Origin of the sequence: Alcanivorax sp. 97CO-5, assembly GCF_000524665.1 — a bacterium.
Taxonomy (GTDB): domain Bacteria; phylum Pseudomonadota; class Gammaproteobacteria; order Pseudomonadales; family Alcanivoracaceae; genus Alcanivorax; species Alcanivorax borkumensis.
In genome coordinates this window covers 24,455-50,491 of the sequence record NZ_KI965881.1, presented here as the reverse complement: position 1 = coordinate 50,491, position 26,037 = coordinate 24,455, and the positions used below count along the sequence as shown (strand labels likewise).

Annotated in this window: 27 protein-coding genes; 20 read left to right on the top strand and 7 right to left on the bottom strand. The window is 54.5% G+C overall.

The window, feature by feature from the left end; genetic code table 11:
• The first annotated feature begins 53 nt into the window (after positions 1–53).
• Positions 54–983, top strand: a complete 930-nt coding sequence (locus tag Y017_RS04640) for a MoxR family ATPase (protein ID WP_011587726.1) — start codon at positions 54–56, stop codon at positions 981–983.
• On the top strand, positions 983–2,344 hold the full coding sequence (locus Y017_RS04635) for a VWA domain-containing protein (RefSeq protein WP_035459290.1): 1,362 nt from the start codon (positions 983–985) through the stop codon (positions 2,342–2,344). Before Y017_RS04640 ends, Y017_RS04635 begins: the two co-directional genes overlap by 1 nt.
• 19 nt (positions 2,345–2,363) lie before the next feature.
• Here the strand turns inward: Y017_RS04635 and Y017_RS04630 are convergent, their stop codons facing one another.
• Positions 2,364–4,805: a hybrid sensor histidine kinase/response regulator gene (locus Y017_RS04630; RefSeq protein WP_035459288.1), complete on the bottom strand. Its 2,442-nt coding sequence runs from the start codon at positions 4,803–4,805 to the stop codon at positions 2,364–2,366.
• Positions 4,806–4,941: 136 nt separating this feature from the next.
• On the opposite strand from Y017_RS04630, the gene Y017_RS04625 reads away from it, so the two are divergent.
• Positions 4,942–5,493 carry a porin family protein gene (locus tag Y017_RS04625; RefSeq protein ID WP_011587729.1) on the top strand — a complete coding sequence of 184 codons (552 nt, stop codon included), beginning with the start codon at positions 4,942–4,944 and terminating at the stop codon, positions 5,491–5,493.
• Positions 5,494–5,605: 112 nt separating this feature from the next.
• On the opposite strand, the gene Y017_RS04620 is transcribed toward Y017_RS04625, so the two are convergent.
• Complete coding sequence (locus Y017_RS04620; protein ID WP_035459286.1) at positions 5,606–6,934, bottom strand: AarF/ABC1/UbiB kinase family protein; 1,329 nt, start codon at positions 6,932–6,934, stop codon at positions 5,606–5,608.
• A gap of 241 nt (positions 6,935–7,175) precedes the next feature.
• Positions 7,176–7,604: a phasin family protein gene (locus Y017_RS04615; RefSeq protein WP_035459284.1), complete on the bottom strand. Its 429-nt coding sequence runs from the start codon at positions 7,602–7,604 to the stop codon at positions 7,176–7,178.
• A 690-nt stretch (positions 7,605–8,294) separates the two neighbouring features.
• Here Y017_RS04615 and Y017_RS04610 point away from each other — a divergent pair.
• The 3 genes from Y017_RS04610 to Y017_RS04600 all read left to right on the top strand — a co-directional run bounded on the left by Y017_RS04610 (position 8,295) and on the right by Y017_RS04600 (position 10,041).
• Entirely contained in the window at positions 8,295–9,311 is a 1,017-nt protein-coding gene (locus tag Y017_RS04610; RefSeq protein WP_011587732.1) for an AraC family transcriptional regulator, read from the top strand.
• A 116-nt stretch (positions 9,312–9,427) separates the two neighbouring features.
• Positions 9,428–9,847, top strand: a complete 420-nt coding sequence (locus Y017_RS04605; protein WP_035459282.1) for an HIT domain-containing protein — start codon at positions 9,428–9,430, stop codon at positions 9,845–9,847.
• Positions 9,847–10,041 carry a CPXCG motif-containing cysteine-rich protein gene (locus Y017_RS04600; protein WP_035459280.1) on the top strand — a complete coding sequence of 65 codons (195 nt, stop codon included), beginning with the start codon at positions 9,847–9,849 and terminating at the stop codon, positions 10,039–10,041. The genes Y017_RS04605 and Y017_RS04600 overlap by 1 nt, the downstream gene beginning before the upstream one ends.
• An 82-nt stretch (positions 10,042–10,123) precedes the next feature.
• Here Y017_RS04600 and Y017_RS04595 read toward each other — a convergent pair whose 3' ends face one another.
• The 3 genes from Y017_RS04595 to Y017_RS04585 are packed head-to-tail and all read right to left on the bottom strand — an operon-like array spanning position 10,124 to position 11,984.
• Positions 10,124–10,405, bottom strand: coding sequence for a SelT/SelW/SelH family protein (locus Y017_RS04595; RefSeq protein ID WP_011587735.1), 282 nt, complete (start codon positions 10,403–10,405; stop codon positions 10,124–10,126).
• A complete protein-coding gene (locus tag Y017_RS04590) occupies positions 10,405–10,986 on the bottom strand; it encodes a YajG family lipoprotein (RefSeq protein ID WP_035459278.1) in 582 nt (193 codons plus the stop codon). The genes Y017_RS04595 and Y017_RS04590 overlap by 1 nt, the downstream gene beginning before the upstream one ends.
• A 26-nt stretch (positions 10,987–11,012) precedes the next feature.
• Positions 11,013–11,984: a polyprenyl synthetase family protein gene (locus tag Y017_RS04585; protein ID WP_035459274.1), complete on the bottom strand. Its 972-nt coding sequence runs from the start codon at positions 11,982–11,984 to the stop codon at positions 11,013–11,015.
• A gap of 265 nt (positions 11,985–12,249) precedes the next feature.
• Between Y017_RS04585 and rplU the strand changes: the two genes are divergently transcribed.
• The 4 genes from rplU (at position 12,250) to proB (ending at position 15,376) form a co-directional block, all read left to right on the top strand.
• Entirely contained in the window at positions 12,250–12,561 is a 312-nt protein-coding gene (gene rplU, locus Y017_RS04580) for a 50S ribosomal protein L21 (protein WP_007148862.1), read from the top strand.
• 45 nt (positions 12,562–12,606) lie between these two features.
• Positions 12,607–12,867 (top strand): 50S ribosomal protein L27, encoded by a 261-nt coding sequence (gene rpmA / locus Y017_RS04575; RefSeq protein WP_011587739.1) that lies wholly within the window; start codon positions 12,607–12,609, stop codon positions 12,865–12,867.
• Positions 12,868–12,993: 126 nt separating this feature from the next.
• Positions 12,994–14,178 carry an Obg family GTPase CgtA gene (gene cgtA, locus Y017_RS04570; RefSeq protein ID WP_035459270.1) on the top strand — a complete coding sequence of 395 codons (1,185 nt, stop codon included), beginning with the start codon at positions 12,994–12,996 and terminating at the stop codon, positions 14,176–14,178.
• Between the two features lie 67 nt (positions 14,179–14,245).
• On the top strand, positions 14,246–15,376 hold the full coding sequence (gene proB / locus Y017_RS04565; RefSeq protein WP_035459268.1) for a glutamate 5-kinase: 1,131 nt from the start codon (positions 14,246–14,248) through the stop codon (positions 15,374–15,376).
• A 104-nt stretch (positions 15,377–15,480) separates the two neighbouring features.
• Here the strand turns inward: proB and rpsT are convergent, their stop codons facing one another.
• Positions 15,481–15,747 (bottom strand): 30S ribosomal protein S20, encoded by a 267-nt coding sequence (rpsT, locus tag Y017_RS04560; RefSeq protein WP_011587742.1) that lies wholly within the window; start codon positions 15,745–15,747, stop codon positions 15,481–15,483.
• 247 nt (positions 15,748–15,994) lie between these two features.
• On the opposite strand from rpsT, the gene murJ reads away from it, so the two are divergent.
• From murJ to Y017_RS04510, 10 genes are all read left to right on the top strand, one after another.
• Positions 15,995–17,560, top strand: a complete 1,566-nt coding sequence (gene murJ / locus Y017_RS04555; RefSeq protein WP_035459266.1) for a murein biosynthesis integral membrane protein MurJ — start codon at positions 15,995–15,997, stop codon at positions 17,558–17,560.
• A gap of 83 nt (positions 17,561–17,643) precedes the next feature.
• A complete protein-coding gene (gene ribF / locus Y017_RS04550) occupies positions 17,644–18,621 on the top strand; it encodes a bifunctional riboflavin kinase/FAD synthetase (RefSeq protein WP_035459265.1) in 978 nt (325 codons plus the stop codon).
• Positions 18,622–18,632: 11 nt separating this feature from the next.
• Positions 18,633–21,446, top strand: coding sequence for an isoleucine--tRNA ligase (gene ileS / locus Y017_RS04545; protein WP_011587745.1), 2,814 nt, complete (start codon positions 18,633–18,635; stop codon positions 21,444–21,446).
• A complete protein-coding gene (gene lspA, locus Y017_RS04540; RefSeq protein WP_231483395.1) occupies positions 21,439–21,984 on the top strand; it encodes a signal peptidase II in 546 nt (181 codons plus the stop codon). Before ileS ends, lspA begins: the two co-directional genes overlap by 8 nt.
• Positions 21,977–22,447, top strand: a complete 471-nt coding sequence (fkpB, locus tag Y017_RS04535) for an FKBP-type peptidyl-prolyl cis-trans isomerase (RefSeq protein WP_035459264.1) — start codon at positions 21,977–21,979, stop codon at positions 22,445–22,447. Before lspA ends, fkpB begins: the two co-directional genes overlap by 8 nt.
• Before the next feature lie 125 nt (positions 22,448–22,572).
• Positions 22,573–23,508 carry a 4-hydroxy-3-methylbut-2-enyl diphosphate reductase gene (gene ispH, locus Y017_RS04530; protein ID WP_011587748.1) on the top strand — a complete coding sequence of 312 codons (936 nt, stop codon included), beginning with the start codon at positions 22,573–22,575 and terminating at the stop codon, positions 23,506–23,508.
• A 255-nt stretch (positions 23,509–23,763) separates the two neighbouring features.
• Positions 23,764–24,252 (top strand): GspH/FimT family pseudopilin, encoded by a 489-nt coding sequence (locus tag Y017_RS04525; protein ID WP_035459262.1) that lies wholly within the window; start codon positions 23,764–23,766, stop codon positions 24,250–24,252.
• On the top strand, positions 24,252–24,770 hold the full coding sequence (gene pilV / locus Y017_RS04520) for a type IV pilus modification protein PilV (protein ID WP_011587750.1): 519 nt from the start codon (positions 24,252–24,254) through the stop codon (positions 24,768–24,770). The genes Y017_RS04525 and pilV overlap by 1 nt, the downstream gene beginning before the upstream one ends.
• On the top strand, positions 24,767–25,495 hold the full coding sequence (locus Y017_RS04515) for a PilW family protein (protein ID WP_035459261.1): 729 nt from the start codon (positions 24,767–24,769) through the stop codon (positions 25,493–25,495). Before pilV ends, Y017_RS04515 begins: the two co-directional genes overlap by 4 nt.
• Positions 25,492–26,031, top strand: coding sequence for a PilX N-terminal domain-containing pilus assembly protein (locus tag Y017_RS04510; protein WP_035459259.1), 540 nt, complete (start codon positions 25,492–25,494; stop codon positions 26,029–26,031). The genes Y017_RS04515 and Y017_RS04510 overlap by 4 nt, the downstream gene beginning before the upstream one ends.
• Positions 26,032–26,037: the final 6 nt, after the last annotated feature.

The window sequence follows — 26,037 nt, the reverse complement described above, 5'->3', positions numbered from 1 at the left end:
TTAGGCAAGGTTCAGCGTCGGCTGTGCCCTGGCAAGGCTGAGTAGGAGTAACCATGAAAACCCGTATCGACTCCGTCGAAGATATTATTCGCAGTTTCTCCGAACAGGGATACATTTGTAGCGAGCGTATTGCGTTGGCGGTGTATCTGGCGGCGCAGTTGCACAAGCCGGTACTGGTAGAGGGTCCGCCCGGGGTGGGAAAAACCGAACTGGCTAAAGCCGCGGCGGCGTTTTTGGAAGCACCGCTCATTCGCTTGCAGTGTTATGAGGGGCTGGATGAGAGCCGTGCCTTGTACGAGTGGAAGTATGGCAAGCAGTTGCTGTACACGCAGCTTTTGCGTGACAAGCTGGGCGGTATGCTAGCGGACACTGACAGCCTGGAAGCCAGTATGGATCGCCTGGGTGACTTGGGCGAAGCTTTTTACAGTGAAACGTTTCTAGAGCCTCGCCCTCTACTGCATGCGTTGCGCAGCGATGAGCCCGCGGTGTTGTTGATTGATGAAATCGACAAGGCTGATCAGGAATTTGAGGCATTTCTGCTGGAGCTGCTTTCTGATTTCCAAATTTCCATCCCCGAGCTAGGCACAGTGAAGGCGAAGCACCAGCCATTGGTATTGTTGACCAGTAATGATCAGCGTGAATTGTCTGATGCGTTAAAGCGGCGCTGCTTGCACCTTTATATTCCTTACCCGGAAGCTGAGCTGGAAGCGAACATTGTGGCGGCGCGGGTACCGGATCTGGATGTCAGATTACGTGAGCAGTTGGTAGCGTTTATTCAGTACCTGCGAGAGCAGGATATGAAGAAGCTGCCGGCGATTTCCGAAACTCTGGACTGGGCGCGAGCGCTGGTCTTGCTGCACGCGGATTCACTGGAGCAGCAGCAGGTTGCGGATACACTTAACCTCGTGTTGAAGACCGAACAGGATGTGACTTTGGCGCGGGAGCTGTTACCGGCTTGGCTGCGTAAGCTGGACAAACGTTAATGCCAACCCGTCGCCTTTCTGAATTTGTGCAGGCCCTGCGTGGTGCAGGGTTACGGATTTCGCCGGATGAAGCGACCCAGGCTATGGATGCAGCTGCGTTGGTGGGCTACCAGGGCCGACAACGTTTTCATGATGCCCTGGCGATGACGTTGGTGAAGCAGGAAGAGGACCGCCCGGCCTTCGAGGAGACCTTTGCGCGTTTTTTTGCGGTGACGTCTGATGTTCGCTCTGGCTTATCATCGCAGAGTGCGGGGCGTGCCATGCCGGCTGCGGTGAACGAGGCTGGCGAAACGAGCGAGAAGGGTCGGACAGAGGAGGTATTTGCTGATCTGACCACCCAAACCCCTGCCCAATTGGATCAACGCCTTGCCGAAGCTGCGGCGCGAATGGATTTCACTCAGATGGAAGTGATTACCCAGCAAGGACTGTATACCCGTCGATTACTGATGAACATGGGCATGGGGGCTGTGGATGATCGTATTCTAGAGCTGGATAAAGGGGGAGCTCTTTGTCTGGCTCGGGCGGAAACACTGCGGCAATGGAGGCAGGAGGTTCGTGAGCAAGCAGCCGACCATGTGCGACGGCAATTTCTTCTGCACGGTGCCGGTAAAGGGCGGGCGCTGCGCGAGCAAACCATGCGTGCGGTGCCCTTCCGGCACTTGCGCGAATTTCAAGAAGTAAAAACATTGGTGCGACGCATGGCGCGGCGCCTGGCTAGTCTGCATCAGCGGCGCATGAAAAAAAGTCGACGAGGCATGTTGGACGCGCGACGCACTTTGGTGGCCGGTATTCGTCACGATGGCATACCTATGCGATTGCATTGGCGCCAGCGGCCAGTTCAGAAAAGCCGAGTCATGGTGATTTGTGATGTGTCCAGTTCGGTGAGTGATGCCGCTCGTTTTCTGCTGCAGTTTCTGTACGCAATGAATGATGTGTTACCGCGGGTACGCAGTTTTGCGTTTGCGTCACGCTTTGATGAAATTACGGAGGATTTTCAGCGCTACAGCCCGGATGTGGCTGTGGGTAGGGTTTTGGATCGTCTGTCTGGCAGCGGTACGGATTATGCGGAAATGTTTGCGGATTTCTGGCGTCGTTGTGAACGGGAGTTGGATAGTCATACCACGGTTATTATTTTGGGTGATGCACGAAATAACTATCTTCCTGAGGGTGCCGAGGTGTTACAGCAAATCCGTTGGCGGGTGAAACAGGTATGGTGGCTCAACCCCGAGGCTCGTTCTCGCTGGAATAGCGGGGATGCGGTGATGGACCGCTATTTGCCCCATTGTCGGATGGCTCGCCAATGCGCTTCACTGGATGACCTTGAACGGATTGTGGATTCGCTGCTCAAGGGGCTAAATTAGCACGCTTTGTGCGCAAGCGTTACCTTTGAGAGTCTGAATGATTCCTGGCTTTTGATGGGCGAGGCCCTGTGCTGCGAAGGGCCTGCCGCAATGTGGTTTGTAGGCGCGCAAGGTTCACTGGCTTGGCCAGATGACCGATCATGCCCGCGTCGCGGCAAGCGCGGATTTTGTCCGGTATCGCATGGGCGGTGAGTGCGATGATAGGTACCCAGGGTAGACGGTTTTCTTGTTGCAGTTTGATGATCGCCCTGGAGGTTTCAAAGCCGTCCATGTCCGGCATTTCACAATCCATTAGTATTAGATCGAATGGTTGCGTGGTGGACATGAGTACGGCGATGGCCTCCAATCCGCTCTCCGCCACTTCTGTCTCGTAGCCAAGTTTCTGACATAGCCCCTCGGCGACCATCAAGTTGATATGGTTGTCGTCGACGATCAGTAGTCGTCCTTCGAATAGCACCGATTGGTTGTCGATGGCAGGTGCTGTTGTACAAGTGTCCGCGCGTTCGGTGCAAGGAATGGGCAGCCTGAACCAAAAACGAGAGCCTTGTTTGGGCTTGCTGTCTACCCCGATTTCTCCCCCCATAATTTCCACTAGTTGTCGACAAATCGCTAGCCCCAGGCCGGTGCCACCATAGCGTCGGCTGGTGGAGCTGTCGCCTTGCTGGAAGTGATCGAAGAGTCGCCTTTGTTGTTCTTCGGAAATACCCGTGCCGCTGTCTTGCACTTCAAAGTATAGGTAGTCGCTGTTAGCGGGGTCGCGCTGTGCGCGTACGGTGATGGTGCCATTGTCGGTGAATTTCACTGCGTTGCTGATCAGGTTAACCAAGATTTGCCGAAGTCTTACTGGGTCGCCTAAGCAGCGTTCGCTTACGTTAGGAGCAACGTCGAGGGTCAAGGCGTTGGAGTGAATCTGGGCTTTGTGCTGAAACAGGGTGAGGGATTCATTGAGAAGGTTGAACAGGTTGAAGCTGGTTTGCTCGATGGGCATCTTGCCCGCTTCGATGCGAGAGTAATCTAGGATGTCATTGATGAGATTCAGCAGGCTATTGCCCGATTGCTCGATTACATTCAGGTTGTGGCGTTGTTCATCGTTTAGGGGGGAGCCCTTGAGCATGTCCACTGTGCCGATAATGCCGTTCAATGGGGTGCGGATTTCGTGACTCATGACGGCTAGAAATTCACTGCGGGCATTGAGTGCGGCATTAAGTTCGCTGGTGCGCTCGCTAACACGCTGTTCAAGAATCTCGTTTGCTTCATTCTGAATTCGGGCATTTTCACTTTTCAGTATGGTCATGCGGTGGGCTAGAGCAAACGATAGAAGGAGTGCTTCGATAAACGTCCCCATCGGCATGATGTTTTCCAGCAACCAGCCGCCATTGATAAGCTGAAATGTCTTCAGAATATAGGCCATGGTGGCTAGAGCAACAGCGGTGAAGGCTAGCAGGAAATAGCGTGCGGGGCTGTAGCCTTGCCGAATTAGCCAGATGGATAGGGCGATGGCAACAAGCAGCCAGGGCAGGATAATGGCGGTGCTGGCCTGAATGAAAAAATGGAAATCAATCAACGTGAGTGGGGCAAAGAGAATCAGCACGCTGGCGGTTGCGACCAGTCCGCGGTTGATGGTCGGTGCGCGTTTTTTTAGCTCGAGAAACTGGCAAGTAAAGAGGGTAGAAAACGCGAGGGTGAGTAGATTTAAGATAGGTATAGAATAATGATTCCACTGCGTGGCTTGTGGCCAAAGCCATTGATAGCTTAGTCCTTCGCGAGTGAAAATGTTGAGGGTGAAGGTGCCTAAGTAAAGAACATATAGTAGATAGCTGCGATCCCGGATGGAGATAAATATCAGCAGGTTAAACAAAAATATGGCAACCATCGCTCCGAAATATAGGCCATAAAAAATAGTGACTTGGGTGTCCTGTTGATTGAACGCCGTTGCTGACATAACGGAGACCGGCAAATCAATCACATTGTCGCCTTGGGCACGTAGCAACAGGTAGCGCCGCGTATTTATCGGAAGGTTGAGCGTGGAGACTAGGTGACTATGAGCGAATGCCCGAGTATGGAAAGGAACACGGTCGCCGAGGCGATTGTGCCATAGCCGCTTACCTTGTTGGTCGAAAAGGTAGATGTCGAGATAGTCTAGATGGGGGCGGCCCATGCGGGCAAACCATAAAGACTGGCCACTCTGGTTTTCGATGGGGATGAGAAACCATTGCAAGCCTTTACGAAAACCTAGAGAAGGGTACTTATCATGAATTTTCTCGCCCTGGTCATCGAGAAAAGCCTGCAGAGCCATTTCCGGACTGTAGGCTTGCTTGGGGTCTGCCAGCCATTGCATGCCGTGGGCCGCTTGGTAACTGTCCTGCTCATCGCTAAGCGTCAGGCTATGACCTGAGATCGCCAGCATGAGCAGGAAGACGGTAGCAATTCCCTGCTTGAAGATGAGAAGCCCCTGTGTCATTCCCGACCCTGTTATCGCTGTTATGTGGATACGGCGTTAGTGTGCGCGATTCATTTTACAGAATTTACCGTAGTCTCTGGAACTGTGCGACATATACGGCCTCGAAATGGGTGACTTAACGGAAAAGGAGTCCTGTATGAAAGTCATTATGCGTAATGCGCTGGTTTTGTCCTGTTCATTGATCGTGGCACCCGGTGCCTTTGCGGTCGGCCCGTACATTGGCGGTAACTACAGCCAAATTCAGTACGATAACGAAGAGTATGACACGGATACCCTGAAAATCGACTCGGCCACGATCAATGCCGGGTATGAGTTTACGGATTTTCTGGCACTGGAAGCTCGGGGTGGTTTGGGTTTTGATGAGGATTCCCAAGGTATTGTCGATTTCGACATGGACCATCTGTACGGTGGGTATGTGAAGCTGAGCGCCCCTATCGGTGAGAAAATTCGCCCTTATGTTATCGGCGGGTATACAAAAGTGAAGGGTGAAGTATCAGCCAATGGCACGCTAGCGGGAGTGGATTACTCCTACAGTGATACTGAAACCTTTGAAGATGAATCCTATGGCGCCGGTTTGGACTTTAATATCACTGATACGGTTGGAGCCAACTTGGAATACATGCGTTATGTGGATACCGATGAGGAAGAAATCTCCGGTATCAGTGTTGGTCTGCGCTCTGCGTTCTAATGTCGGCAGATCACACTGAGATAAAAAAACCCCTCCAAGTGAGGGGTTTTTTTGTGTCGCTTTGCAGAGGTTACACGTTGTGTGCTGCATGTAATTGAGCAGTCCGTGATGCTTAGTCCCCGGCGATGTTGATCGCTTTTTCCAGGTTCGGTCGAAAGGCCGTGTTTACGCCCAGTTTCATCATGGTCCAGTAGTGCCCGCTGATGACCCGCTCAACCAGTAGGCTGCGCGAGGAGGGCTGGAACTTGAGAATTTGTTCTAAAGGGGTGCGTTTTACCTGACGCATGATGTCGGTATGGAGTTGTGAGTGCCCGAAGTCGTAGGGCTCGTCATCAAAGGCTCGCAGCAGCAATTCGATCCAGACCGCATAAAAATCGCTACTGACCTGGGTGTCCTTTTTGCGTGCCCCCAGTTCCATTAGCATTGTGTCCAGAGTTGCCCATTCCTTGTCCATCGCCGCGCGCACGAGCCGTTTTAGTAAATCAGCATCTTGCGGGGGGAGTCGCTTCACTGCGCCAAAGTCATAGATCACGATGGAGCCATCGGGGCGAAATGCAAAATTACCGGGGTGGGGGTCGCAATGGACGGCACGTAACTGAAAAATTTGTTGGCCGATGGCATCGAATAGTCGCTCCCCGAGCAGGTTGCGAGTGGCCTGGTCGAAACCATGTTCGTCGTCGACCTGATCTAGGGGGATGCCGGTTTCGTAACTCAGGGTCAGCACCTTTTCACTGGATAAAGCTGGAAAAACCTGGGGAATGACCAGCCATGGCTGTTGCTGATGAAATGCCTGAAAATGTTCCAGGTTGGAGGCTTCCTGAAGGTAATCCAGCTCCTCGTGGAGCTGGCTTCGAATTTCCCTGAATACGGCATCCAGTGCTGTTTCATCCACTTTCAGTAAGCTGCCGAGGCGCAGAATACGGCGTAAGTGCTTCATATCTGAATCAATGGATTCCTTGACCGCAGGGTACTGTACTTTTACCACTACTTCGTCGCCTGCCGGAGTCAGGGCATGGTGTACTTGACCAATGGACGCTGCGGCAAAAGGCTGGTCTTCGAAACGGGCAAATAATTCATCCAGCGGGGCGCCAAGTTCGCGCTCCAGTTGCCGTCGAATCACATGGAAGGGCATGGGGGCGGAAGCATTCTGCAGAATTTTCAGTTGATCACTGATTTCCGCGGGCAGGATATCCTGCATCTGCGATGCAATCTGGCCGACTTTCATGACCGCGCCTTTCATCTCCCCCAGCGTGGCAGCCACCTCCTTACCAATATATTGCAGCAGTTTTTCCCGGTCAGCGGCTTTGGATTGGTCAGACTGGAACAGCCCTTTGACCTGATGGCCGGCCACCCGAGTGGCGATTGAGGTGGTCATGCCGGTGAGCCGAAACAATCGGCCGGTGGCAGTGGTGGGGCGTTTTCGGCGACGATTGTCGGCCATGGTAAAACCTCGCGGGTTTTCTTGTTATGTCTGCGGCTGTGTTTACGGCTGTGTTTACGGCTGCGTTAAGGCTAGCGCCATGCATAACGTATGCACAAGGTGCGATAGTGCCATAAGGCGACGGGAGGGCGGGGTCTTATTGATAGGCTAGATAAAGAAAAGGGGCCCAAACGGGGCCCCAAAGGGAGAGTAAGACAGAGTTTTAAAACAACACGTACTACATTTTCACAGCAAAACAGGATCAGTCGCGTTTTTCGCCAGTGGAAACCAGCTCATTGAACAGTTTCTCACCTTCTTCGCGGGCAGTGGCAACGGCGCCAAGACTTGCCAGCAGATATTCATTGGTTTCTTCGGCTTTTTCACCGCGTTCTTTCTTGCCAGCTTCAAGCAACTTTTGGTACAAGGCTTGGCGCTTTTCCGGGGCGCTGTCGAGTAACTCGCGGGCAGCGACCAGTGCGCCACGGCTTGCTAGCAGGGCCTTGGGTTTGCTCTCAGCTTCTTCGCCAAATGCTTTAGAGCCGGTTTCAACGTATTTGTTGAATAGCTCTTCAGAGCCTTCTTCGGCTTTTTCGTAGGCGCCCAAGCCTGCCAAGTACAGCTTGTTACCTAGCTGCTTGGCACGGTTTACCAGAGATTCGCTTTGTTCGCGGAGATCTTTCAGCTCGCCCATGTTGATCAATCCTTAACGTTGTCCGGTGTTAAAAAAGAAAAACTTCGGTGCAACGTTTGTTGCGTTGCGTGGATAAATAGTAGGGATTACTGTGGGCGAAGCAGCTACAAATCGTCCAACAATTGGACGATAAGTGGTGAGCGGCGAAGCTCCAAGGTGTGTGCCCAGCAATGAATGTTAGTAGGCCAAGCTGGCGTAGCCGGAGTTGCTTCCCGTGCGGAGGAGGACGAAGAAGGCTCTGTTCTGTTGTCGGGGGCGATTTGCCTTAAACTGAGCTCCGACGTGAAGCAGGTGCAGATATCGTTGCATCTGGCGGATCCGCCCATGGCCCATGTGGCGAGGAGTGTGCCAGCAAGCTGTTTTATTTTCCTTTAACAACAAACTCTTAAGCAATTGAAGTATGGCGCTGCATGCTCAGGACGGCGGCGGTGATTGCAAGTGATGATGTTGGTAACTATTCGCGCGAGCTGGCTCTGTTACACCTTCTTGGTCGTGGGAAATCCTGGCCAGTAGTTGATTGTCCTTTCGCCCCGATGTTGCGCGCTCGGAGGGGCGTTCCTGTGAGGTATAACTTGGCGAGGACTTGGTTTGCTGGCAAGTGAACAGGAGTTACTTGTCACCGTTGCGTGGTGAGGTTATGGTTGTCTATTCGGTCATTTTGGGCCAGCGCAGCGTAATCGGAATGCAGTCATGACAATTCTAAAAATGGATCCGGAGGAATACTCCGTGTCGGCGGAATATCTAGCCTTGTTGTTGGCGGTCTTATCCCGCCGTGGTGTTGCCACTGAGACTTTGCTTGAAGGCACTCGAATCGAGCCCGGCTGTTGGCGTAATCCGCAGGCGCGGATCACCGCGCAGGATTTTGAAAGGGTCGCCATCCGCGCCATCGAGCTGTCCGGGGAGCCCTGGCTGGGTTGGGAGCTTGGTGCGTCGATGACGCTATCTTCTCACGGTTTTCTTGGTTACGCCGCCATGAGCAGCGCTACCCTGGGTGAGGCACTGGAGTTGGCGGTTAAATATTTCCGCACCCGCAGCACCTTGGTGCAGCTGGAAACCTTTACTGATGGCGACATGGCGGTCATGCAGATTAATGAATTGCTGGCGCTGGGAGAGCTGGCTCCGCTGATTATGGAAAGCCTGTTTTCAAGCTTCCATTTTATGGGTGAAAAGCTGGTTCCGGGGCAGGAAGTGATTGGTGAGCTGCGTTTCTCTTATCCAGAGCCTGACTATTTTGCTCGCTTGCGGCCGGTGATGCCGGTGCCAGTGTATTTCGATTGTGCCTACAATCAAATGCGCTTTCCGGTGGAGCGCATGAAATACACTTTACAGTTTGCGGATCCGCGTCTGGCCAGAATGGCGGCAGATCAATGTGAGCAGGAAATGGCGACGATCAAGTTGCCGCCGCCTTTGTTGGGGCAGGTGCGGCGGATCATTCTGGGTGGCGGTGGCCGCTTCCCTGGGGTGGAAGAGGTAGCTGGTGAACTGCATATGTCGTCACGCACCTTGAAACGCAAGCTGCAGCAATTAGGTACCAGTTACCAAGAGGTGCTGGATGGGTTACGTAAAGGTCTGGCGGTGGAATATCTGACTCAGTCCGAGAAAACCGTAGATGAAATAGCGATGACGCTGGGCTATTCCGATGCCTCCAACTTTGCCCGTGCTTTTCGGCGCTGGACGGCCCGTAGCCCGTCGGATTACCGGCCATAGAATCGCCCCGTGAGGTTAGAGGTTGAACCCTAGCGGGGGGGATTGTTTCAATGTCGGTGGGATGACGGCTTAGTTGGTCGTTCCTGTAGCCAGCAATAGTCAGTTAAGGACATATTATGGCCATGCTTCATCCTCGCCTAGCTGCCGATACCGGTGCTTTGGGAGAAACAGATTTGTGCTGGTTGCGTTGGATGAACGATCAGCGTTTTGCTTGGATTATCGTGGTGCCCAAGCGTGACGGGCTACGAGAGTGGCACCATTTGCCGATGGATGAACAGCAGGCGCTGTTGGCGCAGGTGAATGACTTGGCCGGTCAGCTTGAGCGTATTACTGATGCGGATAAGATCAATATCGGTGCGTTGGGAAACATGGTGCCGCAGCTGCATATCCATATCATTGCCCGCTATGTCGATGACCCTTGCTGGCCTGGCCCGGTATGGGGGCAAGGGACGCCGCAACCTTGGGCGGACGGTCAAGTGCCGGGTTGGATTGCCGAGTTGGCGTTGGCGGACGGTGTAATCACGGGAGGCTGTTGATGGCTGAGTTGTTGCCAGTGACCGTGCAGTGTCCCCATTGCTGGGAGTCCATCGAGGTTTTGGTGGACCCCTCTGTGGAGGAACAGGAGTACGTGGAAGATTGTCAGGTGTGCTGCCAGCCGCTGCTATTCACGGTGCAGTTACCGTTTGGCAGTGACTCGCCGCAAGTAGAGGTGCGGCCGGAGAATGAGTAGTTGGAAGCTTAAAGTTGAAACGCGGGTTTGGGTGGGTGCTGGAAAGCGTATTGTCAGTGCTTTTCAAGGTTAAACGTTTAACTCACCCCTTTCGGTCGATATGCCCTAAATCCCTTTCCGGGAATAGGGCGTCCCGTACTCGCCGTTTTAACTCGGTAATCTCCGGGAAGCCGCCATCTTTTTTACGTTCCCAAATTTGTTGACCGTTAGCTTCAATCCAGAATATTCCACCGGTACTGGGCCGCAAGGCCACTTCATCCAGTTCATCGCTGAACGTTGCTAGTAATTCCTGGGCATACCAACCGCTACGCAGCAGCCAGTTGCATTGGCTGCAGTAGTGAATAACAACGCGGCTGCTGGGCATTAGGGGGTGTCGTTGCCGGCCAAGAATGCCTGCATTTTAGGGTCAGTGAGCATGCGGGTGATGGCGCTGCTGAGTATCTCGTTGATCATGGTTTGGTTACGGTTGGCGGTGGGGGTGAGCGGCAGGTCGTGGACTACGCTGCTCTTATAGGTGCCGATGTGTACCACGTCCGCACGGCTTGCTTCGGCTAGCAGTGTCAGCGACAGAGTGACTTCGTTAACCACTGAACCTTCTTCAGGCACATAGTCCAGCTGCTCCAGCCGTACTTCCAGGCGGGTGGCGTCGGCGCCGGCATTAAAGGCGTTGAACCCTTGGTTTTGCAGGCCTTTGCGTACAGCGTCTTCGATGGCGTTTTTCACGTCATTGGCGGGTTGTACTAGGGCGGTTTCTTTATAGACGCCGCCTCGAGTGCCAAAAGCGCTCTGCTCGCGGGAATCTACGGCGATCACTTGGACGGGCTCATTGTGGCCGATATTGGCGGCTTCCACATCCGCTTTCGGGGCCACGGTAATCATTTGTGGGCTTAATGCGCAACCGGCAAATAACGTGGTTGCGGTGAAAATCAGGGCTGCACGCAGCATGGTCACTCCTTGATTCGTGGGTGCGCTCAGTAGGTGCGCTTTAGTGATTCTTCTGCCAAGCGGAACAGGGCGTCCTTGTAGGGAGACGCCGGTACTTGAGCGATGGCGTCCAAGGCAATGCGAGTCTGTTCTGCGGCCTTGTCTACCGTATATTGAAGACCGCCGCTGGCGCGAACGGTTTCAACTATTTGTTCTAGGTGCTGTAGCCCTCCGCTGCGAATGGCATCCTTAATCAGTGTGGCCTGTTCTGCAGAGCCATTGGCAATGGTATGGATCAAGGGCAGGGTGGGCTTACCTTCGGCGAGGTCGTCGCCCACGTTCTTGCCTAGTTCACTGGCGTCGCCCTGGTAGTCGAGCACGTCGTCGATGAGCTGGAAGGCGATACCCAGGTGGCGGCCGTAGGTGGCAAAAGCGTCCACGTGGTCGCTGACGTCATCGGCCCCCAGTACGGCCCCGGTTTCCGCGGCGGACTCAAACATCTTTGCGGTTTTGTGGTGAATCACCCGCATATAGTTGTCTTCGCTGGTGTTGGGGTCGCGCACGTTGATCAGCTGCAACACCTCCCCTTCGGAAATCGTGTTGGTGCTTTGCGAGAAAATATCCAGCAGCCGTGGGTGGCGCAGGGCAACCATGAGTTGCAGGGCACGAGAAATCAGGAAGTCTCCCACCAGAACGCTGGCAGCGTTGCCCCATACCGCATTCACGGTGGGACGCCCGCGTCGCAGGTTGGACTCATCCACTACGTCATCATGAAGTAGGGTGGCGGTGTGCAAAAACTCGATAATCGCCGCCACATCCACGTGGCGGCTCCCCTGATAGCCGGAGGCCCGAGCGCAGAGTACGGCGATTAACGGGCGAAGCCGCTTGCCGCCAGATTGAATGATGTAATCGCCCACTTCACGGATCAAGGGGACGTTGGAATCCAGGTGGTGACTGATAAACTGGTTCACCGCCTCGAAGTCGTCATCGACGACGGCATAAATAGCCTTGAAATCCATGTGTTCAGGTCCAGACAAAGGGTGGTGCGACAGCGGGCAATGCTAGCAGTGGCTGGCGGGTAGTCAAGGAAACCACAGCCCCCGTAGTGACTGGGGCAACAGCAGCGCGAAAGGCTTGTGAGTCCCGCTTGTTTCGCGTACACTTCGCGGCCCAATTTCATCCTCTGCCTGGCTTGCAAGTGGTGATGGCCGTTTTCCGCGCTGCTAGCGCGTTAGTAAGACGGTAAAGTCGCCCGCCTGAGTGGAGTTGTGCTGGAGCACACACATGTACGCAGTAATCAAAACCGGTGGTAAGCAGTATCGCGTTGAAGAAGGCGATGTTGTTCGCATCGAGAAAATTGAAGTGGCCACCGGCGAGTCCGTTGATTTCGACCAGGTGCTGCTGGTTGCTAATGGCGACGACGTGAAAGTCGGCCAGCCCATGCTGGATGGCGCCAAGGTAACCGCGGAAGTGCTGGAGCAAGGTCGTCACAAGAAGATTAAAATTGTGAAGTTCCGTCGCCGTAAGCATTCCCGTAAGCAACAGGGTCACCGTCAGTGGTACACTGCGGTGAAAATCACCGGGATCCAGGGCTGATCCTTAAGACCTGATTTTCAGAAATTGAGTAGAGAGGATTGAGACATGGCACATAAAAAAGCCGGTGGTAGTACTCGTAACGGTCGCGATTCGGAAAGTAAACGCCTTGGCGTTAAGCGTTATGGCGGCCAAGTTGTTAGTGCTGGCGAGATCATTGTTCGTCAGCGTGGCACTAAATTCCACGCTGGTGTAAACGCTGGTATGGGCAAAGACCACACCATCTTTGCCAAAGAAACCGGTCGAGTGAAGTTTGAAGTCAAAGGTCCGCTGAACCGCAAGTATGTGGTAATCGAGCCTGTGGCCTGATCCTGACGGATCCTAAAAAGCCCCGTGAGGCTCGCGCCCGCGGGGCTTTTTTGTACGTGTTTTTCGTGTTCCAACTCATGCCCTTTACCGTAAAATGGCATCTATCCCCTTGAGAGTCTGTTTCCCATGCAATTTGTCGATGAAGCCACTATTGATGTCCATGCCGGAAAAGGCGGCGACGGCTGTTTGAGTTTTCGTCGCGAAAAGTACGTGGAGTTTGGTGGGCCTGATGGCGGTGATGGCGGCGCCGGTGGGCATGTATTCGTGCAGGCTGACACCAATATCAACACCTTGGTGGATTACCGCTACGACCGTATCTTCAAGGCGCGCAACGGTGAGCCGGGAAAGGGTCGGCAAATGACCGGTAAGTCCGCTGAAGACATTATTCTGTATGTGCCGGTAGGAACCACCGTAGTGGACTTGGATACGGATGAGGTGCTGGCGGATCTAACCGACACGGATAAGCCGGTGATGGTGGCCCAGGCGGGTCGCGGTGGCTTGGGCAATATTCACTTCAAGAGCAGCGTGAACCAGGCGCCGCGGAAAACCACCAAAGGCAAGCCGGGCGAATCCCGACGTTTGCGGCTGGAGTTGAAGGTGTTGGCGGATGTGGGGCTGCTGGGTATGCCCAATGCGGGCAAGAGCACCTTGATTCGCGCCATTTCTGCGGCCAAGCCAAAAGTGGCGGATTACCCGTTTACAACGTTGATTCCCAATCTTGGTGTGGTGAAAGCCGATCGCTATCGCAGTTTTGTAGTGGCGGATATCCCGGGTCTGATTGAGGGGGCGGCTGAGGGGGCCGGCTTAGGGATTCGCTTTCTTAAGCATTTGGCCCGTACCCGCTTGCTGCTCCATGTGGTGGATTTGGCGCCAATGGATGGCTCTAGCCCCGCCAATCATATTGATGCCATTGCCGATGAGCTGGATCGCTTTTCCCCGGCTCTTGCGGAGCAGGAGCGGTGGCTGGTGTTTAACAAAATTGACTTGCTGGCCGATGATGAGGCTCAAGCTCAAGTGGATGCTATTGTTGATGAGTTGGGCTGGCAGGGGCCGGTGTTCAAGGTGTCTGCTGCGGCGGGCGTCGGCTGTGAAGATTTGGTTTACGCTTTAATGAATGCCATTGAGGATCGTCGCCTGCTGGAGCGAGAAGATCCTGCCTATGCTGCCGCCCAGCAGGACCTGCGAGCCCGCCTGGAAGAGGAGGCGCGGGAGCGGGTTCAGGAGCTCAAGGCTGAGGCGCGGCAGGCTCGCCAAAATGACGACGATGACGACGATGATGATCATGATGTGGAGGTTGTCTACGAGCCCTAGTGGACTTGTTCTGGTGCGCGTGAATGAATCAATGTCGGATGTTTGTCTCAGGTAATAAGGAGTGAGCGTGGCGGATCGCCAGCGTTGGGTAATCAAGATAGGCAGTGCCTTGCTGACCAATGACGGCAAGGGCTTGGATTGTGCGCTCATGCAAACCTGGGTGGATCGCATGGTCGCTCTGCGTGAGCGGGGCATTGAGGTGGTGATCGTCTCATCCGGGGCAGTGGCCGAAGGCATGACCCGCCTGGGTTGGTCCGCTCGCCCGGATTCAGTGCATGAGTTGCAGGCTGCCGCTGCGGTAGGGCAGATGGGGCTGGTGCAGGCCTGGGAGACCCGTTTTCAGCAGCACCAGCTGCATACCGCCCAGGTGCTACTTACCCATGATGACCTGTCTGACCGTAAGCGCTATCTCAATGCGCGCTCCACGCTGCTAACCTTGCTGGGCTTTGGTGTGGTGCCGGTGGTAAACGAAAACGATACCGTGGTTACCGATGAAATTCGCTTTGGCGATAACGACACGTTGGCGGCGTTGGTGGCCAATCTTGTAGAGGCTGATCGGCTGTTGATCCTGACGGATCAGGAGGGGTTGTTCGATGCAGACCCGCGTAGCAAGGCTGATGCTAATCTGATTCGCGAAGCGCGTGCCTCGGACCCGGCCATTGTCCGTGTGGCTGGCGGCGGCGGTTTGTTGGGGCGCGGTGGTATGGCCACCAAGGTACGAGCTGGAAAGCTGGCGGCCCGTTCTGGTGCTATTACAACGATTGCGTCAGGGCGTAGTCCGGAGGTGTTGATTGAGCTTGCCGACGGACAGGGGCCGGGGACTACGCTGTTGCCGGATACCACGCCAATGAATGCACGCAAGCAATGGTTGGCAGGGCATTTGCAGATGCGTGGGCGGTTGGTGCTGGATGCTGGGGCGGTGGTGCGTTTGCGTGAAGGTGGCTCTAGCCTGTTGCCGGTAGGAGTGGTGGATGTGTTTGGCCAGTTTTCCCGTGGCGAAATGGTGGCCTGTGAAGATGAGCGTGGCGAGCGGGTTGGCTGTGGCCTGGTGAATTATGATGCGGCAGATGCGCGCCGGATTTGTCGTAAGAAAAGTGCTGAAATCGCCGGTGTGCTGGGTTTCATGAACGAGGAAGAGCTGATCCACCGGGATAACCTGGTGTTGATGGAGGCCGGGAGCCGGGTTTCGGGCGCTTGATGTGGGGGCTAGCTTAGAATCTTTGCCGTCTGGTGCCCTTAAGTATCAGGCATAAAAAAACCGGCTCAGGGCCGGTTTTTTTATGTACACCAAGAGGCTTAGGCTTAGGCTGCCATTGCCTTGATCTTGGTGTTCAGGCGACTCTTGTGGCGAGCGGCCTTGTTTGGGTGAAACTTGCCCTTGCGGGTGGCTTTGTCCAGCACAGACACCGCTTGGTTGTAAGCTTCCTGAGCGCTGCCTTGGTCGCCGGACGCAATAGCCGCGTTCACCTTCTTCAGGTATGTGCGCACCATGGAGCGCATCGCTGCGTTGTGCTGACGGCGATTTTCCGCCTGACGCGCACGCTTGCGTGCTTGCGGTGAGTTAGCCAAGGTCCTGCTCCTATCTAAAATTCGAGGTCAAATTCGGTTTGTGACACTGGCCCCTAAGGGCTGACCTGGGTATCGGAAGCCACATCGTGGCTAAAAAATACACGGGTCACGGTCTAAAGACGCGCAACTATGCCGATCAAGGCGGCCTGTGTCAATGGTGAATGCCTGTTGAAATGATGATTGGCACGTGGCTCTCTGGCGGTTTGGGTGGCCTTTCGTTAACCTTCACCGGTTTCTTGGAGCGACAATGACCGATATCCCCGAACAACCCCCGAAAAAGGCAGGTTTGCTGGCCTCCACCGCCGTGGTGGCGACCATGACTATGCTGTCGCGGGTGCTGGGGTTGGTGCGTGATGTGGTTATCGCCAGAATGCTTGGCGCCTCCGCCGGTGCGGATGCTTTTTTTGTGGCATTGAAAATTCCTAATTTTCTGCGTCGATTGTTTGCCGAAGGGGCCTTTAATCAGGCCTTTGTGCCTGTGCTTAGTGAATATCGCAGCAAGGGTAGTATGGCGGCGACCAAGTTGCTGGTAGATCGAGTGGCGGGCACGTTAGGCGGCACTTTGATGTTAGTAACCCTGGTCGGGGTGCTGGCGGCACCGGGAATTATTTGGATATTCGCCCCGGGTTTTGGGGATGATCCGGTAAAACGGGCGCTGACGGTTGAGATGTTGCGCCTCACCTTTCCTTACCTGTTCTTCATTGCGCTTACCGCCTTTGCCGGTGGCATTCTCAATAGCTGGAACCGTTTTGCGGTGCCGGCGTTTACGCCGGTGTTGCTCAATCTGAGCCTGATCGGTTGTGCCCTGTTTCTGGCGCCACATTTTGCCGAGGAGCGCATGGCGGTGGCGCTGGCTTGGGGAGTGTTGATTGCCGGGATAGCGCAGCTTTTGTTCCAATTGCCATTTTTGGCTCGGCTGAACCTAATGCCGATCCCGCGGATGGGCTGGAGTGACCCCGGTGTCCGTAAGATCATGAGGCTGATGGCGCCGGCCCTGTTCGGGGCATCGGTTTATCAGCTTAATTCTTTGGTCAATACGATTCTGGCCTCTATGTTGGAAACGGGATCGGTGACCTGGCTGTACTACACGGATCGCTTGATTGAATTGCCTTTAGGGATTTTTGCGGTGGCCATTGGTACGGTAATTCTGCCCAGCTTATCCAGTAAACATGCGGATGCCTCTGCTGAGGCGTTCTCGAGGACCTTGGACTGGGCCATTCGGATGGTGTTGCTGGTTGGCTTGCCTGCGGCTTTGGCGTTGTTTGCTTTGGCCGAGCCATTGTTATCTACCCTGTTTCAATACGGTGAGTTTTCGGCGTTTGATGTGACGAAAACCGCCGCATCGCTTCGTGCGTATAGCGCGGGTTTGCTCGCCGCCATGTTGATCAAGGTTTTGGCGCCAGGGTTCTATGCGCGCCAAGATACACGCACCCCGGTGCGCATCGGGGTGTTGGCCATGCTGGCTAACATGTTGTTGGGCGCCTTGTTGGTGTGGGAGTGGCGTCATGTTGGCTTGGCCTCGGCCATGGCGCTATCGGCTTGGCTGAATGCCGGTTTGTTATATTTGGGCCTGCGCCGTAGTGGGGTGTACCAGCCGTTGTCAGGTTGGGGGTTGCAATGGTTGCGGATGTTGTTGGCCGGGGCGTCCATGGTGGCGGCTTGTTACTGGCTGTCACTGCAGACCACAGCCTGGAATGAGCCCGGAGTGTGGCCTCGAGTCGGCTGGCTGTCATTGATAGTGGCTGCGGGCGTGGCCATTTATTTGTCGTCACTGGTGGTGTTAGGTTTGCGGGTGCGGCACTTGCGCCGTTAGTGATTTCGCATTGTGGCGCTCGGGCGTGTGTCGTGGGCCTGCCCAACTCTGTATAATCGGGCGTCTTTTGATATGAGGGTGAGATGCGACTGATTCGCGGCATTCACAATCTGCGCGATACGCATCGCGGCTGTGTGGCTACCATCGGCAATTTCGATGGGGTGCATCAGGGCCATCAGCGCATTCTGGATCAGGTTATCGCAGAGGCCCGTGGCCGTGGCCTGAAAGCCACCGTGATGCTATTCGAGCCGCAACCCCAGGAGTTTTTTTCCCCCCAGACAGCGCCGCCGCGGCTGATGTCGCTGCGCGACAAGTTGATCGCCCTGCGCGAGGCCGGTGTGGATCAGGTGCTGTGTCTGCGCTTTGATGAGCGTTTTCGCTCTCTGACGGCGCAAGCCTTTGTGAAGGGCTTATTAGTAGATGGTTTGGGGGTGGAGTATCTGGTGGTGGGGGATGATTTTCGTTTTGGTTGTGGCCGAGACGGTGATTTTTCCTATTTGCAGCAGGCCGGAAAACAGTTTGATTTTGCGGTGACCGATACCGCCACCTGTGAAATTGAAGGTGATCGGGTGTCCAGCACCCGGGTGCGAGCAGCGCTAAGGGAGGGTGACTTCGCGTTAGCGGAGCGCTTGCTGGGGCGACCTTTTGCTATTAGTGGCCGGGTACGCCATGGCGACAAAATTGGCCGGACCTTGGGGCTGCCCACGGTGAATCTGGCGTTAAAACGTTTACAGTCCCCCTTGCATGGTGTTTTTGCGGTGGCGGTTACTGGCGCAGGGCTTACCGACCAGCCCGGGGCCGCCAATATGGGCACCCGTCCCACGGTGAATGGCACGGAGAATCGTTTGGAAGTATATCTGCTGGATTACGGTGATCCGGCGGGTAGCTCAGGCGATGCTCAGTGCACGCATCAAGATAGCCTGTACGGCGCGCACCTGACAGTGGCCTTCCGCCATTATGTGCGCCCGGAAGAAAAATTCGCGGATCTGGACTTGTTGAAAACTGCCATCCGGCAGGACATAAACGCGGTCCGGGCCTTTTTTGATATGCCTACGGTGTAATAAGCGGAATCATGACGGACTACAAGGCAACGCTAAACCTTCCCCAAACCGGCTTTCCGATGAAAGCGGGCCTGTCCCAGCGTGAACCTGCGCGGCTCAAAGAGTGGCAGCAGAAGCAGCTGTACCAAAAGATTCGTGAGGCGTTTGCCGGCCGACCCAAGTTTATTCTTCATGACGGCCCTCCTTACGCCAATGGCGATATTCATATCGGCCATGCGGTAAACAAGATTCTCAAGGATATGATCGTCAAGTCTCGTACGTTGGCGGGTTTCGATGCCCCCTATGTACCCGGTTGGGACTGCCATGGTCTGCCCATTGAGCTAATGGTAGAAAAAAAGGTGGGTAAGGCCGGGCATAAAGTCGATGCAGGGACTTTCCGCAAGAAATGCCGTGAATACGCTAGCAAACAGGTGGCGGGGCAGAAGTCTGACTTTATGCGCCTGGGCGTGTTGGGTGACTGGGATAACCCCTACCTGACCATGGACTTTACTTTCGAGGCGAACATTATTCGCTCGCTGGGCAAGATTGTGGATAACGGTCACCTGCAGCAGGGCTTCAAACCCGTGCACTGGTGTCTGGATTGCGGCTCTGCGCTGGCGGAAGCCGAGGTTGAATACGAGGACAAAATTTCCCCGGCCATTGATGTGGCGTTTCCGGTGGTGGATGTGGCGGACTTTGTTGCCCGTTCGGGCATTGAGGCCAGCGCCCCGGCGTTGGTGATCTGGACCACGACTCCCTGGACTTTGCCGGCCAACCGGGCGGTGGCGGTGCATCCTGAGCTGGATTATGTGTTGTTGTCTGGTGAGTTGTCCGGTGTGGCCCGTGAACTGTTGGTGGCCGAGGCGCTGGCGGATGATTTGGTAACGCGCTGGGGGTTGGAGAATGTAACCCGTTCGGCGGCGGTTGCCGGTAGCAAGCTGGAAATGCTGGCCCTGCAGCACCCGTTTCTCGAGGCGCAGGTACCGGTGGTATTCGGTGAACATGTGACCACCGATGCCGGTACCGGCTTGGTGCATACGGCGCCGGGCCATGGTGTCGACGATTTTATGGTGGGTAAGCAATACGATCTAGACCCGATTAGCCCGGTGCTGGATAACGGCTTGTTCCGTGAGGACCTGCCCGTGGTAGGTGGCCTGCATGTGAGCAAGGCCAACGAGCCGGTGATTGAGGCCCTGAAAGACAGCGGTAACTTGGTCAAGCTGGCCAAAATTGAACACAGCTACCCGCATTGCTGGCGCCATAAAACACCGCTCATTTTCCGGGCGACAGCCCAGTGGTTTGTATCCATGGATCAAGCGGGGCTGTTGCCCCGTGCTCGCCAGGAAATTGATAAGGTGCAGTGGCTGCCTGAGTGGGGTAAGGCGCGTATCGAAGGCATGCTAACCGATCGTCCAGACTGGTGTATTTCCCGTCAGCGGACCTGGGGTGTGCCTATTGCTTTGTTCGTGAATAAGGAAACCAGCGAACTGCATCCACAAACCCCTGCCTTGATCGAACAGGTAGCGCAGCGGGTGGAGAAGGCGGGGGTTGATGCCTGGTTTGATCTGGACCCGGCGGAGCTGTTGGGTGATGAAGCGGATCAGTACAGCAAGGTCACCGATACGCTGGACGTATGGTTCGATTCTGGTGTGACTCATTATTGCGTGTTGGATCAGCGTGAACAGCTGCGCGCCCCGGCGGACCTGTATCTGGAAGGTTCGGATCAGCATCGCGGCTGGTTTCAGTCGTCTTTGCTAACCAGCTTGGCGATTCGTGATGCCGCTCCTTATAGTACGGTGTTGACCCATGGTTTTACCGTGGACGAGCACGGCCGCAAGATGTCCAAGTCCGTCGGCAACGTGATCGCGCCACAGGAAGTCTGGAACGACCTGGGTGCGGATATTCTGCGTCTTTGGGTGTGCGCCACTGACTACCGTGGTGAGATGTCCGTTTCCAAGGATATTCTCAAGCAAATGGGCGACAGCTATCGCCGTATTCGTAATACCAGCCGTTTCCTGTTGTCCAACCTGAGTGGTTTCGAGCCCGCTACGGATGCTCTGCAGCCAGAACAAATGCTGGCGCTGGACCGCTATATTGTGGACCGTGCACTGCAAGTGCAGGCTGAGATTCAGGACCTGTACGACGGTTATCATTTCCATCAGGTCTATCAGAAGCTGCATAACTTCTGCGCACTGGACCTGGGCGGTTTTTACCTGGATATCATCAAGGATCGCCAATACACCACCCAAGCGGATTCCGTGGCGCGGCGTTCCTGCCAGACCGCCTTGTACCATATTGCTCAAGCGCTGGTGCGCTGGATGGCGCCGGTGCTCAGCTTCACTGCTGAGGAAATCTACGAGAACCTGCCCGGTGAGCGGCTGGATTCCGTATTCCTGGCAGAGTGGTACGACGGCCTGTTTGCGCTGGCCGACAATGCCGATATGGGTCGGGCGTTCTGGGACAAAGTGCAGGACGCCAAGCAGGCGGTGAACAAGGCCATTGAAGGGGCCCGTGCCGCCAAGTTGATCAAGGGTAGCCTGAGCGCCGAAGTGGTGTTGTTTGTTGATGCGGAGCAGAACGCATTGTTGCAGCGTCTTGGCGATGAGCTGCGCTTTGTCACTATTACCTCCGCGGCAGTACTCAAGCCATTGGCAGAGGCACCGGCGGAGCTGGAAGACACGTCTGTAGCGGGATTGAAAGTGCAGGTGTTGGCTTCGGATCACGCCAAGTGCGCCCGTTGTTGGCATCACCAGCCGGATGTGGGGAGCCACGCTGAGCACCCTGAGTTGTGCGGGCGCTGCATTACCAATGTAGAGGGCGACGGTGAGGTTCGACACTATGCCTGATAACAAGCCGGACGTCGGGCGCCAGATGCCAGGCAGTGCCAAGAAATGGCTACCCGGTCAGCTGTCCTGGTTGTGGCTGACGACGCTGATTATCGTGCTGGATCAGTGGACCAAGCATGAAGTGGTGGCGGTGTTTACCCTGTATGAGCGGCTGGAAGTGTTTCCGCATTTTAATTTAACCCTGGCCTATAACAGCGGCGCCGCATTCAGCTTTCTGGCCGATGCAGGCGGCTGGCAGCGCTGGTTCTTTACTGCCATAGCGGTGGGCGCCTCGGTGATGATTTTGATCTGGCTGGCCCGGCTTACGGCTGCGGAAAAGCTGCAAGGGGTGGCGCTGTCGCTGATTCTGGCCGGTGCGTTGGGCAATTTTTACGATCGGTTGGTGTTGGGGCATGTGGTCGACTTTCTAGACTTCTACTGGGGCGATTATCATTTTCCCGCTTTCAATATTGCCGACACCGCCATTACCCTTGGGGCCGCATTGATCCTGCTGGAAATGCTGCTGTCAGCGAAAAGAGAGCGTAAAAATAATGAGTGAGTTGCTTCGCGTAGGCCCGGAAACCCGGATTACGCTGCATTTTGCCGTGCGTCTGATGGATGGCACGGATCTGGATTCTACCTTTGATGGCGAGCCTGCTTCTTTTGTATGGGGAGATGAGTCCCTGCTGCCGGGTTTTGAAAATGCCATTCGTGGGCTTAAAGCTGGCGATCGCCGCAGTGTTTTTCTTGAGGCGGCCAAGGCCTTCGGTGAGTACAACGAGCAGAATGTGCAACATTTCACCCGTGACACCTTTGCCGAGCACGATGCTCTTGAGCCGGGTATGGTGCTGAGTTTTGCCGATGCGGGCGGCGCTGAATTGCCAGGCGTCATCGGTAAGGTCGATGAGGAGTGGGTCACGGTGGATTTCAATCACCCTTTGGCAGGCCGCGATCTCACCTTCGAGGTGGAAATCATTAGTATTGAACGCCATGCTCCCGAGCAGCCTGTGACGCTCAATTGACCGTTGCCGGTGGACAGCCGGCGGTGAAAAGAGGAACGTTCATGGTTAGGCGGACAAACAACGGGCCGGCGGAATGATTCTGGTTTTCCGCTGCCCATTATCCACAGTCAACCATCAGTTGAATTATGCAAATTCGTCTCGCTAATCCCCGCGGTTTCTGTGCTGGCGTGGATCGTGCCATCGACATCGTCAATCGCGCCTTGGAAGTGTTTGGGCCGCCGATCCATGTTCGTCACGAAGTGGTGCATAACCGCTATGTGGTGGAGGATTTACGCCAGCGCGGCGCTGTGTTCGTGGAAGAGCTGCACGAAGTGCCGGACGATGCCATTGTCATTTTCAGTGCCCACGGTGTCTCCAAAGCGGTGCAGGAAGAGGCCAAGCGTCGTCAGCTGCAGGTTTTCGATGCCACTTGCCCTCTGGTCACTAAGGTGCATATGGAAGTCATCCGTTATGCCCGCGAGGGACGCGAAAGCATCCTGATAGGCCATGCCGGTCACCCAGAAGTGGAAGGCACCATGGGGCAGTATGATAAATCCTATGGCGGTGATATCTATCTGGTGGAAGACGAAGCTGATGTGGTGGCCCTGACGGTGCGAGATGAAAGCAAATTGGCTTTCGTGACCCAAACCACACTGAGTGTGGACGATACTGCCCGGGTCATTGATGCTCTGCGCCAGCGGTTCCCGGCCATTATCGGCCCCAAACGCGAAGATATTTGTTACGCAACGACGAACCGGCAGGATGCCGTGCGGCAGTTGGCGCTGGAATGCGGCCTGGTGTTGGTGGTTGGTTCGGTGAATAGCTCTAATTCCAACCGCCTGCGTGAGCTGGCCGAGCGCTGTGGTGCGGAGGCTTATCTGATTGATGAGCCGTCCCAAATTGAAGCGAGCTGGCTGAAAGGCAAAGCCGCCGTCGGCGTTACCGCCGGAGCTAGTGCGCCTGAAGATCTAGTACAACAGGTTATCGCTACCCTGAAAAACCTAGGCGGTGAGGATGCCGAAGAAATCCCCGGCCGCGAAGAAAATATCCGCTTCTCTATGCCCAAGGCGCTACGCCCGTAGCGCTTGTCCTGCCTTTAGTACCGTTAACTCCTCGGCTTTATCTCTTAGCGCTTCAATATAAGCAATAAGCAAAAATTTGCTTCAGTCTACGCTTGAAGTGTGATGTTTTTCACGCGAAAAGTGCCAAAAGTCATTGTTTTTCAGCGGCTTATACCGTTCAGTGGCAGCAAGGGGCCACTGGTCTTCATTCAATTGAAGGCAGATCGGGTCTTGCTATCGTGATAGTCCGAATAAGATCAATAGACCGGGGCAGGGATGAAAACAGCATCAAAAAGCCACGCCCAGACAGGCTTTACCATCATCGAATTGATGATCGGGATTGCTGTGGCGGGCATTCTTTTGGCGGTTGCCGTACCAGCGTTTAATGACTTCCAGAAAAGAAACGCTCTGCGCTCTACGGCGGCTGACTTTATTACTGCGATTAATACTGCCCGCATTCAGGCGATCAATTTGAGAGTAACTGTAACGCTTAAGCCGATTTCAGGCTCGGACTGGGGAGGGGGCTGGGTAATTGATTACCCAGCATCGGTTCTCACAGAGGATGACCAGGAGTTCTTGCCGACAGGCAGCAGTAAAATTATTTCCGAGGCCGGGCTGAGCAAAATTGAATTTCGTAGTAATGGTTTGTCGAACGCGGGTGAGGCTAAATTTTCTTTATGCGATGACCGTAGTGCAGAGGAAGGAAGAACAATTACTGTTTCGCCCTTTGGCAAGGTCACCAACGAAGTGAAGAGCTGTAGCTGATGATGATCACGGGAAAACAACAACGTGGTGTGGGGCTTATCGAGGTGATGATTGCCTTGTTAGTGCTAGCAATTGGAGTGCTTGGCTATGCGGGAATGCAGCTTACCGCGCTGAAAGCCTCGGAGGATGCTAACAACCGAGCACAAGCCACTTTACTCGGACAGGATGCTCTTGAGCGTTTTCTTGCCAATGAAACCGCAATGGCTTCTTACACTGATGTAGATCAATGGCCAGATGAGAGTACGCCCCCTGGGGAAAAGCCGGATGTGCTGAATGATTGTATTACCAGCTCCTGTAATGCGAATGATCTTGCCTCGTGGGATATCAGCATGCTTGCGTGGCAGGCGGCGAATCAGTTGCCTGCGGGAATGATTGCGGTTGACGAATGTCAGCATGCTACCGGGATTAGTTGTGTGGTTGTTAGCTGGAACGATGATGAGCCTAATGACTGCATGACGAATGATGGCGTTAACACAGGTATAGGTACTTCTTGCGTGGTGCTGGAGGTAGCGCGATGAAAAAAAGCAAAGGTTTTAGTCTTGTCGAATTAATGGTGGCGATGCTTCTCGGTTTGCTTATCACCGGTGCGGCCTTGCAGCTTTTTCTTGCAAATCAACAATCCTTTGCTTTGCAGCAAACGTTGTCTCGGGTCCAGGAAGATGGCCAGCTTTTCGTTCGTTATCTTAGGGAGGATTTGCGAAGAGCCGGTTTGGAAATGGACGGTGTTACGGCGTTAACTGATGAGAAAGGGATTCGCTTCGCCACGGTAGGGCCCGTTCCTGGTTCGGCAAACGGTAACGATTATGATCGGTTGACGTTGGCTTACCATGGAATGTCCGATTGTGAAGGTTCAGCAGTAACGATATTGAGTGAAGTAGTGAATACCTACTTCGTGAATAATGATGGGAAGCTTATCTGTAAAGGTAACTTGACTGGCGGCAATGGGGTCGTGCTATTAGATGGCGTGGAGGCCTTTGAGTTGCTCTACGGTATTGATGAGAATCAGGATGGTTACGCTAATGTAAGTCGTTATGTTGAAGCTGGGAATCAGGGCAGCTTTCCGGTTGTTGCTGTTCGCTTTTCTCTCCTACTTAAAGAAGAAAGTAACTCTTTACCGCAAAGTGATGGGAGCCGAAAGTTCTATGTGCTGACTAAGACAGTGAGCGAACCGGAAGATCGCTCTATTCGCCGTATTTTTATGTCGACGGTCAAAATGCGTAATTACAAGTGGGATGCCGTATGACTACCAATATGATTATCTGGAAACGTCAGCAGGGGGCAGCCCTGGTCGTTGCGCTGTTGATTCTAGTGGTGGTGTCCTTACTTGGTGTGTCGGCTATGAAATCCAGTGTATTTTCAGCAAAGGTTGCAACGGGGACCCAGGCAGATGCAATGACTTTTGAGGCTGCAGAAACCACCTTGGCGGAAGCATATAAAGAACTGAATAACATGTCGGGTGCGGATCTCTATACGAAGTTGGCGGGTGGCGAGTTACTCATCCGCTGTGTAACGGAGGAAGACACCACAAAAGAAGGGGCCTGCAGTCAAGGTGATGCCTTGGATTCTAGGGGGCTGATTGTTGCTCAGTCGTTTTCAAAATTGAATGGCTATGACCCTGTGCCTGGATCGCAAATTAGCACCACGGGTGGAGGGGCTATTTTTGTAGATTATAAGATCGCGATGTTAGGCGAGAGCGAAATGAGTAGTTTTAACCTGGATAATCACCACCTTCAGGAGGCCTTGAAGCGGGGTATAAAACCAGGATCCGAAATTGAATAGGAGGGG